The sequence below is a fragment of the Streptomyces sp. NPDC058157 genome (genome assembly GCF_042884105.1).
GTDB lineage: Bacteria > Actinomycetota > Actinomycetes > Streptomycetales > Streptomycetaceae > Streptomyces.
On sequence record NZ_JBHVUQ010000211.1, the window covers coordinates 323 to 11,913 of the forward strand.

The window sequence follows — 11,591 nt, forward strand, 5'->3', positions numbered from 1 at the left end:
CCCCCGGGTCACGGCGGCGGCCCGGGAGGCCGTGGAACGCTACGGCACCTCGGTGTCGGCCAGCCGGCTGCTGTCCGGCAACCGCCCGCTCCACCTGGAGCTGGAGGCGGAGCTCGCCGACCTGCTCGGCTGCGAGTCCGCCCTCGCCCTGGCCAACGGCCACGCCACCAACGTCACCGTCGTCGGGCACCTCGTGGGCCCCGGGGACCTCGTGGTCCACGACGCCCTCGCCCACGACAGCATCCTGCAGGGCTGCCGGCTCTCCGGCGCCACGCGGCGGCCGTTCCCGCACGACGACGCCGCCGCCCTGGACGCCCTGCTCGCACAGGTCCGCCACCAGTACCGCAGGGTGCTCGTGGTCGTCGAGGGCGTGTACAGCATGGACGGCGACATCGCCGACCTGCCCGCCCTGATCGAGGTCAAGCGGCGGCACGGCGCCCTGCTGATGGTCGACGAGGCGCACAGCATCGGGACGATCGGCGCGACCGGCGGCGGCATCGGCGAACACCACGGCGTGGACCGCGCGGCCGTCGACCTCTGGGCGGGCACCCTGTCCAAGGCGCTGGCCGGCTGCGGCGGCTACGTCGCGGGCGCCCGTCCCGTGGTCGAGTACCTGCGCTACACCGCCCCCGGCTTCGTCTACAGCGCCGGGCTGACCCCCGCCGACACGGCCGCCTCCCTGGAGGCGCTGCGCCTGCTGCGGGCCGAGCCCGAGCGGGTGGCCCGCCTGACGGCGAACGCCTCCCTGTTCACCCGCCTCGCGCGCGCGGCGGGCCTGGACATCGGCGACAGCCGCGACACGCCCGTCGTGCCGTGCATCGTCGGGGACTCGGCGAAGACCCTGCGGCTGGCGGAGGCCCTGTTCCGGCAGGGCGTCAGCGTCAACCCCATCCTCCACCCCGCCGTCCCGGAGGAGCTGACCCGGCTGCGGTTCTTCGTCACCCGGGACCACACGCCCGAACAGATCCGCCGGACGGTGGCCGCGCTGACGCGGGAACTGCGCCGGCTCGACGCGGCCGCCGCCGGGGCGGGGCCGGACGGCTCCGCCGGCGCGGCCCGCGCCGCCGCCTGAACGGAGACCCGCCATGGACACCGTCTTCCGACCGCTCGTCCCGGGCCGCGTGCACCACTGGGGCGGGGCCGGGCTGCTCGTGGCCCGCCGCCCCGACCTCACCCACCTGCCGCTGTGCCTCTCCCCCGCCGAACAGCGGGTGGCCCGCGCGCTGCCGGCCTGGCGGCGGTCCGAGTGGATGGCCGGCCGCCTGCTGGCCAAGCGGCTGGCCGGCGAACTCCTCGGGGCCCCGGCGCAGGAGGTGGAGGTCCTGCCCCGGGAGGACGGCAGCCCGCAGCTCCTCGTCGGCGGCAGCCCGCCGCCCCGCGTGCACCTCTCCATCAGCCACACCCCCGGCCACGCCGCCGCGGCCCTGGCCCGGCGGCCGGTGGGCGTGGACCTGTGCGAGACGGGCTCCGCCGGCGCCGTGCGCCGGGTCGCGGACCACGCCTTCTCCCCGGGTGAGCTCTTGCTGATCGGCCGGGACCGGCCGGAGGCGCTGGCCGGGGCCTGGGCACTGAAGGAGGCCGCGGTCAAGGCCGACCGCGGCGGGGTGTTCGGCCCGGCGCCGCGCCGGATCACGCTCCTGGGGCTGCGGCCGCCCGCGCTCGGCGGCCCGCGCCGGGCGATGGCCTGGCGGACCGGGGAGGCGGTCGTGGCCCTCGTCCTCACCGGCCCGTGAGGACGGGGGACGCCGCCGCGTTGCGTTGGTGCTCCCCGCCCGGCCGGATCATGCTTGTCAGTGGAGCACCCTGGCCGGACTAGCGAGGGCGAGATGAGCGGCGATGGCGCAACTTCCCACCTTTCCCGGTGAGCGGCCGCAGGAGACGAGCGGCTCCGCCGGGACGGCGTACACCGCCACGGCCACGATCGGCGAGGACGGGATCGTGACCGAGTGGGGCGAGGGCGCCCGCCGGCTCCTCGGTTACGCCCCCGCCGAGGTGGTGGGACAGCCCGCCGCCCGGCTGCTGGCCGAGGACGGCGGGGCCGTCCGGGGGGCCGGGCCGGAGCGGGAGCGGTGGAACGGCACGGTGGCGCTGCGGCACCGGGACGGCCGGCGGGTGGAGGTCCCGTTGCTCGCGCACCGGTGGACGTCCACGGGCGGGACCGTCAAGTGGACGGTGGTGTCCGCCGTGCCGGGCCCGGCCGACGCGCCCTGGGAGGCTCCGCTGAACGAGTGGGCGTTCGCCCAGTCGCCGTGTTTCCTGGCGGTCTTCGACGCGGACCTGCGGCTGCTGCGGGCCAACGCGGGCATGCAGCGCACCCTTTCCCTCACCGAGGAGCAGATGCGGGGGCTGCGGCTGACGGAGATCGCCCCGGACCCGGTGAGCGACGAGACGGAACGCCGGATGCGCCTGGTCGTCGAGACCGGCGAGCCGCAGCAGCTGACGGCGTTCGTCCCCCGGACGGACGAAGGGCACGAGCAGGGGTGGGAGACCTCGCTGGCCGCGCTGCGCGACCGGGACGGGCGGGTGCGGGCGGTGTGCCTGGCCGCGCACGACCGGGGTTCCGCCGAGCACGCCCCGCACCCCGAGCACCTGCGGCTGGCCGAGGAGCTCACCGCCCGGCCGGACGGGGGCGCCGCGCCGCCGCCCGGGCCGGGCCGGGAGCACCGCGAGCACACCACGACCATGACGCTGCAGCGCAGCCTGCTGCCGCACACGCTGCCCCAGCAGGGCGCGCTGGAGATCGCCTCCCGTTACCTGCCCGCCGGCGGCGAGGCCGGTGTGGGCGGCGACTGGTTCGACGTGATCCCGCTGTCGGGGGCGCGGGTGGCGCTGGTGGTGGGGGACGTGGTCGGGCACGGCATCCGGGCCTCCGCGACCATGGGCCGGCTGCGGACGGCCGTGCGCACCCTGGCGGACGTGGACCTGCCGCCCGACGAGCTGCTGACCCACCTGGACGACCTGATCATCCACCTGTCCGCCGACGAGGCCGATCCGGACGTGCCCGAGGAGTCGGCGGGGGGCATCGGGACGACCTGCCTGTACGTGGTCTACGACCCGGTGACCCGGCGCTGCACCGTGGCGCGGGCCGGTCACCCGCCGCCCGCCGTGGTCTCCCCGGAGGGCTCGGTGTACCTGCTCGACGTGCCGGCCGGGCCGCCGCTGGGCCTGGGCGGGCTGCCGTTCGAGACGATCGAGGTGGAGCTGCCCGAGGGCAGTCTCCTCGCCCTGTACACCGACGGGCTGCTCCAGGCGCGCGAGCACGACCTGGACGAGGCCCTGGACACCCTGTTCTCGGCGCTGACCCGGCCCGCCTCGACGCTGGAGACGGCCTGCGACCGGGTGCTGACGGCGATGCTGACCCACCGTCCCGACGACGACGTGGCCCTGCTGGTGGCCCGGACCCGGGCGCTGCACGCCGACAAGGTGGTGGTGTGGGACCTGCCGTCGGATCCCTCGGTCGTGGCCGACGCCCGCCGTTACACCACCGAGCAGCTGGCGGCGTGGGAGCTGGACGAGGCCTCGTTCGTCGCCGAGCTGGTGGTGAGCGAGCTGGTCACCAACGCCATCCGGTACGGCGAGCCGCCCATCCAGCTGCGCCTGATCCACGAGAACGACACGCTGATCTGCGAGGTCTCCGACGCGAGCAGTACGGCCCCGCACATGCGGCGGGCCCGGACCTTCGACGAGGGCGGGCGGGGGCTGCTGCTGGTGGCGCAGCTGGCCCAGCGCTGGGGGACGCGGCACGCCCCGACGGGCAAGACCATCTGGGCCGAGCAGTCGGTCGTGGGGTTCTGAGGGCGTGGGGTTCCGGGGGCGTGGGGTTCCGAGGAGGGGCGGCGCGGCCGCGGGTTGCGTGTTCCGGTTCCCTGTGACGCGCCTGTGACAGTCGACGGACAACTCCATGAAGTGGCGCCCGCAAGCTCTTTATCAGGGACATACAGCGACATTCCGATATATGTCCCTCTGCTTCCAAGGGTGTGAGCAGCAGCGATGACCGAGCCGACACGGCGGAGGAAATCCCATGAGCCTCACCCTCGTCATGGAGCACGTCGAAGCCCCCTCGACCTCGACCTCGTCCTCTCTGGCCCCGCGTGAGCAGGAGGCGCTGCGCCACATCGCCGCCGGGTGCACCTACCTCCAGGCCGCCCGCAACATGGGTCTCTCCAAGCACACCGTCGACGCCTACCTGCGCCGCATCCGCGCCAAGTTCGGTGTCAACACCACGGCGGAGCTGACCCGCCTGGCCATCTCCCTGGGCCTCTGAACCGGAGCTCCCCCAGCCGGAGCCCCCCTCCGAACCCCCGGCCCTACGGCCCGTACGGCATCGCGCCGTACGGGCCGTCGTGCTGTGCGCGGAAGACGGGCAGGGCCCAGGCGGGGGGCTCCTGCGGCGGCTCGGGGACCACGCAGACCTCGGTGGGCGGGTGCCCGGCCCGGTGCCCGGGCTCCGTGTCGGCGCGGCGGGCGGGGGTGCCGGTCGCGGAACGCAGGGCGGCGATGAACTCCAGGCAGGTGTCGTAGCGGTCCTCGGGCACCTTCGCCAGGCCCCTGGCCAGCACCTCGTCGACGGCGGGCGCGATGTCCGGCCGCTTTCCGGTGAGCTTGGGGGGCGGGTCGTACTGGTGCGCCCACAGCAGCGCGGTGGGTTCGGTGTCGCGGCCGAAGGGCGGCCCGCCCGCGAGGGTCTCGTAGACCACGCAGGCCAGGCTGTAGAGGTCGCACCTGCCGTCCACCGGGCGCCCGGAGATCTGCTCGGGCGCCATGTAGTCGACCGTGCCGACGAACTCCCCGGCGGTGGTGAAGCCGGTGGGCGACAGCGCCTTCTTCGTGAGTCCGAAGTCGGTGAGGTAGATGTGCTCGGGGTGGTCGCTGTCGGTGCCCGCGGCGACCAGTACGTTGCCGGGCTTGACGTCCCGGTGGACGAGGTCGTGGCGGTGGGCCGCGTCGAGGGCGGAGGCCACCTGGCCGGCGATCCGCAGGGCGGTGGTGACGGGCAGGGGTCCCTCCCGGTCCAGCAGGACCCTCAGGTCCAGGCCGGCGACGTAGCGCATGGCGATGTAGAGGACGCCGTCGGTCTCGCCGGCTTCGAAGACGGGGACGATGTGGGGGTGGTCGATGGACGCGGCCACCCGTGACTCGTGGGTGAAGCGGCGCCGGAAGGTCTCGTCGCGGGCGCGTTCGGGGGCGATCAGCTTGAGCGCCACCGTGCGGTCCAGCCGCAGGTCCCTGGCCTGGTAGACGACGGCCATGCCGCCGCGGCCGATCATGCGCTCGACCAGGTAGCCCGCGACCTGCCGGCCGATGAGCCCGGAGGCCCGGCCCGCGTAGAGGTGCAGATTGGATGCCGTGCCCATCAGGCGCCGCCCTCACCCGGCCGCCGCGGTCGCGCTGGCGCGCGGCGGGCCGCTATTGGCTCATCGAAAGTCTATCCAGTGGTCCCGCGGGCTGCCCCTCACCGGCGGGGGCAGCCGTACGCGCGGGACGCCCTCCGGGGCGGGTGCTCCGGAGGACGTCCGAGGGTGCGCCGGCCGGGGGTGCGCCGGCTGCCGGTGGCCCGGCCGGGGGTCAGCCGTCGCCGCCGTCGCCGCCGCGGCCGCCGAGCCCGCTGCTCTCGCAGCCGACGCCGATGCAGATGCCGCCGTTCCCGCCGCGGCCGCCGTCGCCGCCGTCGCCGCCGGGAGGGGCGTCGCCGCCGTTGCCGCCGTTGCCGCCGTTGGCGCTGCCGCGGCAGACGCCGGCGCAGACGCCGCCCTTGCCGCCGGCGGTACCGTCGCCGCCGACCGTGCCGTTGGTGCCGTCGCCGCCGTTGGCGCTGCCGTTGCAGAGGCCGGCGCAGACGCCGCCGTTGCTCCCGTTGGTGCCGTTGACGGTGCCGTTGCAGCGGCCGGCGCAGACGTTGTCACCGACGCGGACGCTGCCGTTGCCGATCTTGACCCCGCCGGTGCCGGAGCCGGATCCGGAGCCGCCGAAGATCTTCCCGAGCGGGTTGCCGGAGCCGGATCCGGAGCCGTGGTGCGCGAGGACCTGGGCCGGCTGGACGGCCGGGGCGGCCGGGGCCGCGGAGGCGATCGGGGCGAGGGCGCCGGCGCCGAGGAGGGTGGCGGAGACGACGAGACCGAGACGAAGCTTCCAAGAACGTATACGCATGGCATTTCTTCCTTGCTGGGGAATCGTTTCCGCTACGGCTGAGAAGTCTTTTTCCCTTCGGATGCGCAAGGCGCCCCGGCCGTTTCGGGCCGGGGCGCCCGGGAGCCTTTCGCTTCGGCTCGCCCGCCTCGCGGGATCAGGCGGTGGTGCCGCTCATCAGGGCGAACCAGTCGCCGTCCTGGTACTGCTTCTTCCAGGTGTCGATCTGCTCGGTGCTGATCTTGTACTTGTCGGCGATCTTGTTCGTCATGTCCTTGGAGTCGTCGGCCGCCATCACCGTGAGCACGATGCGCACCTTGTCCACGACGGTCAGTTCCGACTTGGGCTTGTCGGGCAGGTCGGAGAAGCCGAGGCAAGCCGTTCCACCGGGCTTGCCGGGCTCGCCCGGCTGGCCGGGCTGACCACCCTTGCCGCCCTCGCCGCCCTTGCCGCCTTCGCCGCCCAGTCCGCCCAGGGCGCAGTCCGAGGTCCGCAGGGCCGGGGCCGAGGCGCTGGTGGCCTGCGGGGTGTGGGACACCGCCGCCTGCGCGGCGCAGGCCGTACCGGTGACGAGGGCCAGGGAGGCCGCGGCCAGGATGAGCGGACGCTGGAAGGGGATGGTGAACATGGGGGTTTCTCCGTTTCAGAGAACGTTCGAGTCAGAGGATGGGGAGGGGATCGAGAAGGTGAGGGGGGTGGGGTGGAGGTCCGAGGGCCTCCACCCCGTCATGCCGGGCGCCGGTCAGAAGATGCTTCCGCCGCCGGTGCCGCCACCGCCGCCGAGGCCGCCGAAGATGCCGAGGCCGCCGGTGCCGCCCTTGCCGCCGTTGCCGCCCTTGAGGACGCCGTCGCCGCCGCCACCGCCGCCGCCGCCGTTCCCGCCGAAGAGGCCGGAGCCGCCCTTGCCGCCGCCGCCGCCGTTGCCGCCGATGAAGCCGTCGCCGCCACCGCCGCCACCGCCGCCGCCACCGCCGGAGAGGATGCCGTTACCGCCGTTGCCGCCCTTGCCGCCGTCGCCGCCGGTACCGAAGACGCTGCCGCCGCCGGAGCCACCGGAGCCACCGCCGCCGCCGATCAGGCCGCCGCCGCCGTCGCCGCCGTCCCCGCCCTTGCCGCCGCCGTTGGGGAAGGCGGTGACCACGTGGGCCGGAGCGGGGGCCGCCATGGCCGCCGAGGCCGGGAGCACGACGCCTCCGGTGACGATGGCCGCCGCGGCCGCCAGGGTGGCGAGACGGAATCCCCGGCGCTGCGGGCGGACGGTGCCGGTGGTGTCAAACTTGCGGTTCATGACTTTCTCCTGACTGTGCATTCCGTTGATTGGGGTGCCCCGGAATTCGGGGCGGTGCGGTGAGGGGGTGAGGGGATTCGATCGGGAATTCCTCCGGGGAGGCTTTCCCTCTCTTTCCTGTTTCCTCGTTTCCTTTCCGTGCCTCAAGTAAGCCCCAGCGGGCACGGGAGGGTCACGTTCCGGAAAGTCGGGACTTGACAACCGCGCGGACGGCGGGTTAACAGCCGGAGCCGGAGCTCAGTCGAGCCGGTCCACGAGGACGACCGCCACGTCGTCGGCCAGCCGGCCGCGGGCATGGCGCAGCAGCGCCCCGCGCAGGCCCTCCAGGAAGGACTGCCGGGTGCGGTCGCACAGTGCCTCCATGGCCCCGGTGAGGTCGAAGAAGGCGTCCTCGCCGTCACGGGCCTCCAGGACCCCGTCGGTGTGCAGCAGCAGCCGGTCCCCGGGCAGGAACGGATAGCTCTCCGTCCGCCCCGGCGGGCCGGCGATGAACTCCTCCAGGCCGAGCGGCGGCAGCGGGAGGGCGGGCACCAGCGGGCGGACCTCGCCGTCGCGCAGCAGCAGCGGGGGCGGGTGGCCCCGGTTGACGACCTGCACGTGGAGGCTGTCGGGGATCTGGGCCACGACCGCGGTCACGAAGCCCTCCAGGAGGACCTCGTCGCCGCCGGCCAGGCCCGCGCCCGGGGTGCCGGCGTCCCGGCGCAGGGCCGCGCCGCAGTGCCGGACGACCTCCACCAGGTCGTCCTCGTAGTGCACGGACTCCCGGAAGGCGCCCAGGACGACGGCGGCGGCGCGCACGGCGGGCAGCCCCTTGCCGCGGACGTCCCCGACGATCAGCCGGACCCCGTACCGGGTCTGGACGGCGTCGTAGAGGTCGCCGCCGATCTGCGCGCCCTTCTCGGCGGCCAGGTACATGCTGGCGGCGCGTACGGGGCCCAGCCGGGCGGGGACGGGCCGCAGCAGGACCTCCTGGGCGGCCTCGGCGATCCGGCGGACCTGGCCCAGCTCGTGGTCGCGGCGGGTGCGGACGGCGCGGCTGGTCATGAAGCTGGCCGTGGTCACCAGGACGAGGGCGAGGAGGTTCGTGTAGACCTGCTGGCCGCCCCAGGCGTGGTTGTACGTGGCGGTGACGACGCTGACGCCGAGGGCCAGTCCGGCCGCGGCGAGCGTGCCGGCGGGGCCGAGGGTGACCGCCGCGAGCGCGGGGGTGGCGACCAGCAGCGGGCCGGTGTACACGAGGTGTGCGGGGGTGAGTTCGACGACGAGCACCACGAGGGCGATCGCGAAGGGGAGTCCCTGCGCGAGGGTGAAGAGGAACTGGTGGTGGCCGCCGGCTCCCGGTTCCGGGGGCGAGCGCCAGGGCGCTCTCATGAGTCCAGCCTGCCCCGCCCGGGCGTACGGCCGCCACTTCGTGCGGCGCGTCGGGCCGGGGCGCCGTCCGGGGGCCCGGCGCAGGGGGTAGGGATGCGGGGACGGCCCGCCGGCCGGCCCCCGCGACACCGGAGCGCCCCGTATGAGCACCGACCCCGCCCAGGTCCCCCGGGTCTCCCGGGAGGAGTTCGACGCCCTGTTCGCCGAGGTCCGGACCTGGGGCCGCTGGGAGCCGGCCGCCCGGGGCGCCTGGAACCGGGTCACCCCCGCCCACGTGCTCCGGGCGGCCGCCCTGGTCCGCGACGGCGTGGCCGTGCCGCTCGGGCGGCCGTGGGACACCCGCCCCTCCCCGGACAACCCGCGGCCGGCCCTGCACCACATGACCGACCTGGGCGACGTGGAGTCCCCGGAGCCCTCCGCCCACAAGGACTTCCTCGGCGCCGACTACCACGGGAAGTCCGTCAGCCACCTCGACGCGCTGTGCCACATCGCCTACCGGGGGGAGCTCTACGGGGGCCGTCCGGCCCGGGACGCCGTCGGCTCGGGCGGCGCCCGGTTCGGTTCGGTGGCCGCCCTGGGCCCGCTCGTCACCAGGGGCGTGCTGCTGGACCTGCCCGCCGTCCTGGGGACCGGCTGGCTGGAGCCCGGGCGGGCGGTGCGGGCGGACGACGTGCTGGCGGCGGAACGGGCGCTCGGCGCGGAGATCGACGAGGGCTGCGCGGTGCTGCTGCGCACGGGCCGCTTCCGGCGCCGCCGGGAGCTGGGCCCGTGGGACCTGGACGGGGCGAGCGCGGGGTTCCACGTGGACGCGGTGCCCCTGCTGGCCGGGCGGGGGATCAGCCTGCTGGGCTCGGACGGGGACGGCGACCTGCGCCCCTCTCCGGTCGAGGGCGTGCACTCGCCGGTCCACACCCTCGCCCTGACGGCCATGGGGGTGCCCCTGCTGGACAACCTGGACCTGGAGGGGCTGTCGGCGGCGTGCGCCGGAACGGGACGGTACGCGTTCCTGCTCGTCGTGAGCCCGCTGAACGTCCCCGGCGGCACGGGGTCGCCGGTCAATCCGGTCGCCGTCCTGTGAAGAGGGAAAACTCCCGGAATATACTCAAATCGCACTGATTGAAGTTTCACCGCACGGACCAGAGCGATCGTCCCGACGCCGCCGGTTCACCCCGGCAAGGGGAAGTGATGCAGATGGGGGTCACGGGAGAGCAGACCGGCCCCGCACGCTCCCGTGAGCGGTTCCTGGGGGGCGAGCCGGTGGAGGGCGGGGTGCGCGGCCCCATCCTGGACTCCTGGCTGCGCTGCCGGCTGCTCGGGCTCTCCCCCGACCAGGCCGACCTCCCCTACCAGGAGGACTTCGATCCCGACAGCCGGCTCGCCCGGGCCGCCGGACCGGTCCTCGACGAGCTGCAGAACCGGTTCTCCGGCAGCCGGATGAACATCTCCGTCACCGACGCGGACGGCATGGTCCTGCAACGCCGCTTCGGCGAGCCCTCCCTGGCCCGCAGCCTGCCCCCCATCCAGACGCAGCCCGGCTTCGTCTTCGCCGAGCGGTACGGCGGGACCAACGGCATCGGCCTCGCCCTGGCCGAACGCCGCCCCGTGCAGGTCTTCCGCGCCGAGCACTTCGCCGAGCGCGCCCAGTCGAACGCCTGCTGCGCCGCCCCCGTCCGCGACCAGCTCAGCGGGCACATCGTCGGCGTGCTCTGCTTCGGCTACCCCTACGCCTACGAGAACCCCGAACTGCCGGTCCTGCTGGGCCGCGCGGTCGCCGCGATCGAGCGGCGGCTGATGGCCCAGAGCGCGGAGCGCGAACGCGGCCTGCTGCACACCTACCTCGACGCCGAACGGCTCGCCCGGACGACGGCCCCGGCCGGCCCCGGCGCCGCGGACGGGGCGGACGCGACGCCCGGCCCCGCCGCCCCCGGCCTGGACCCGCACGACCGGGCGGTCCTGCGGGAGCGGGCCACCGAGCTGATCTCCGCGGCCCGCCGGGGCGCCTTCGGCGTGGCCCTCCCCCACGGCGGCGAGGCCACCCTGCTCAGCCGCCCCCTCACCAGCGGCACCGGCGTGGACGGCATGGTCGTCGAGGCCGTCATCGGCGCCGGCCCGCCGCAGCCCCACCCCGCGCCCCCGGCCCCGCACCGGCCCCCGGCCCCGGTCTTCCGCGGCCTGGTGCTGGTCGGCGAGCCGGAGGTGGGCAAGTACGCCGTCGCGGCCCGGCGGCGCCTGGAACTGCTGGCCGAGGCCAGCACCCTCATCGGCACCACCCTGGACGTGGCCCGCACCGCCCTGGAGCTCGCCGAGACGGCGGTCCCGCGGCTGGCCGACTACGTCACCGTCGACCTGCCCGAGTCCGTCCTGCACGGCGAGGAGTCGGCCGACCCGGGGGCCGAGCTGCACCGCACGGTGGTCCACGGGATCCGCGACGACTGCCCCTTCTACCCGGCCGGACAGCACGTGGAGCTGCTCCCCGGCACCCCCCACATGCGCTGCCTGACCGGCGGGCACCCCGTCCTGGAGCCCGAGCTGGGCTCCGCCGCGGGCTGGATCGCCCAGGACCCGCGGCGGGCCCGGCGGCTCCTGGCGCACGGCGTGCACTCCCTCATCGTGGTCCCGCTGCTCGCCCGCGGGGTGCTGCTGGGCATCGCGGGCTTCTACCGCGCGCAGGACCCGGCCCCGTTCGGGGACGACGACGTCCGGCTCGCCGGGGAACTCGCCGCCCGGGCGGCGCTGTGCGTGGACAACGCCCGCCGCTACACCCGGGAGCACAACCTGGCGCTGGCCCTCCAGCGCAGCCTCCTGC

The 11,591-nt window shown here is 75.2% G+C and carries 11 protein-coding genes; 6 read left to right on the forward strand and 5 right to left on the reverse strand.

The annotated features are described in order from the left end of the window. From ACFVXK_RS32655 to ACFVXK_RS32670, 4 genes are all read left to right on the forward strand, one after another. Positions 1–1,072 (forward strand): aminotransferase class I/II-fold pyridoxal phosphate-dependent enzyme (locus ACFVXK_RS32655; RefSeq protein WP_389618958.1); only part of this gene is annotated, 1,072 nt, incomplete at its 5' end. Positions 1,073–1,085: 13 nt separating this feature from the next. Continuing rightward, positions 1,086–1,733 (forward strand): 4'-phosphopantetheinyl transferase family protein, encoded by a 648-nt coding sequence (locus ACFVXK_RS32660; protein ID WP_389618961.1) that lies wholly within the window; start codon positions 1,086–1,088, stop codon positions 1,731–1,733. 103 nt (positions 1,734–1,836) lie between these two features. Further along, the gene (locus ACFVXK_RS32665; RefSeq protein WP_389618964.1) at positions 1,837–3,795 is read left to right on the forward strand and encodes a SpoIIE family protein phosphatase; all 1,959 of its coding nucleotides are present in this window, start codon (positions 1,837–1,839) and stop codon (positions 3,793–3,795) included. 226 nt (positions 3,796–4,021) lie between these two features. After that, positions 4,022–4,264 carry a response regulator transcription factor gene (locus ACFVXK_RS32670; protein ID WP_389618967.1) on the forward strand — a complete coding sequence of 81 codons (243 nt, stop codon included), beginning with the start codon at positions 4,022–4,024 and terminating at the stop codon, positions 4,262–4,264. Positions 4,265–4,307: 43 nt separating this feature from the next. On the opposite strand, the gene ACFVXK_RS32675 is transcribed toward ACFVXK_RS32670, so the two are convergent. From ACFVXK_RS32675 to ACFVXK_RS32695, 5 genes are all read right to left on the reverse strand, one after another. Next, positions 4,308–5,354 carry a serine/threonine-protein kinase gene (locus ACFVXK_RS32675; protein ID WP_389618970.1) on the reverse strand — a complete coding sequence of 349 codons (1,047 nt, stop codon included), beginning with the start codon at positions 5,352–5,354 and terminating at the stop codon, positions 4,308–4,310. A 211-nt stretch (positions 5,355–5,565) separates the two neighbouring features. Next, complete coding sequence (locus ACFVXK_RS32680; protein ID WP_389618973.1) at positions 5,566–6,147, reverse strand: hypothetical protein; 582 nt, start codon at positions 6,145–6,147, stop codon at positions 5,566–5,568. Between the two features lie 136 nt (positions 6,148–6,283). Next, on the reverse strand, positions 6,284–6,754 hold the full coding sequence (locus ACFVXK_RS32685) for a hypothetical protein (RefSeq protein ID WP_389618976.1): 471 nt from the start codon (positions 6,752–6,754) through the stop codon (positions 6,284–6,286). A 114-nt stretch (positions 6,755–6,868) separates the two neighbouring features. Continuing rightward, positions 6,869–7,414 carry a hypothetical protein gene (locus ACFVXK_RS32690; protein WP_389618979.1) on the reverse strand — a complete coding sequence of 182 codons (546 nt, stop codon included), beginning with the start codon at positions 7,412–7,414 and terminating at the stop codon, positions 6,869–6,871. 237 nt (positions 7,415–7,651) lie between these two features. After that, on the reverse strand, positions 7,652–8,785 hold the full coding sequence (locus ACFVXK_RS32695) for a PP2C family protein-serine/threonine phosphatase (RefSeq protein ID WP_389618981.1): 1,134 nt from the start codon (positions 8,783–8,785) through the stop codon (positions 7,652–7,654). 142 nt (positions 8,786–8,927) lie between these two features. On the opposite strand from ACFVXK_RS32695, the gene ACFVXK_RS32700 reads away from it, so the two are divergent. Next, entirely contained in the window at positions 8,928–9,863 is a 936-nt protein-coding gene (locus ACFVXK_RS32700) for a cyclase family protein (RefSeq protein ID WP_389618984.1), read from the forward strand. A gap of 113 nt (positions 9,864–9,976) precedes the next feature. Continuing rightward, positions 9,977–11,591: GAF domain-containing protein (locus ACFVXK_RS32705; RefSeq protein ID WP_389618987.1), on the forward strand; the 1,615-nt coding region annotated here is incomplete at its 3' end.

Bases quoted from the DNA above. Each gene is read 5' to 3' on its own strand.
- ACFVXK_RS32660 (WP_389618961.1), top strand. From the start codon at position 1,086: ATGGACACCGTCTTCCGACCGCTCGTCCCGGGCCGCGTGCACCACTGG.
- ACFVXK_RS32665 (WP_389618964.1), top strand. From the start codon at position 1,837: ATGGCGCAACTTCCCACCTTTCCCGGTGAGCGGCCGCAGGAGACGAGC.
- ACFVXK_RS32670 (WP_389618967.1), top strand. From the start codon at position 4,022: ATGAGCCTCACCCTCGTCATGGAGCACGTCGAAGCCCCCTCGACCTCG.
- ACFVXK_RS32675 (WP_389618970.1), bottom strand. From the start codon at position 5,354: ATGGGCACGGCATCCAATCTGCACCTCTACGCGGGCCGGGCCTCCGGG.
- ACFVXK_RS32680 (WP_389618973.1), bottom strand. From the start codon at position 6,147: ATGCGTATACGTTCTTGGAAGCTTCGTCTCGGTCTCGTCGTCTCCGCC.
- ACFVXK_RS32685 (WP_389618976.1), bottom strand. From the start codon at position 6,754: ATGTTCACCATCCCCTTCCAGCGTCCGCTCATCCTGGCCGCGGCCTCC.
- ACFVXK_RS32690 (WP_389618979.1), bottom strand. From the start codon at position 7,414: ATGAACCGCAAGTTTGACACCACCGGCACCGTCCGCCCGCAGCGCCGG.
- ACFVXK_RS32695 (WP_389618981.1), bottom strand. From the start codon at position 8,785: ATGAGAGCGCCCTGGCGCTCGCCCCCGGAACCGGGAGCCGGCGGCCAC.
- ACFVXK_RS32700 (WP_389618984.1), top strand. From the start codon at position 8,928: ATGAGCACCGACCCCGCCCAGGTCCCCCGGGTCTCCCGGGAGGAGTTC.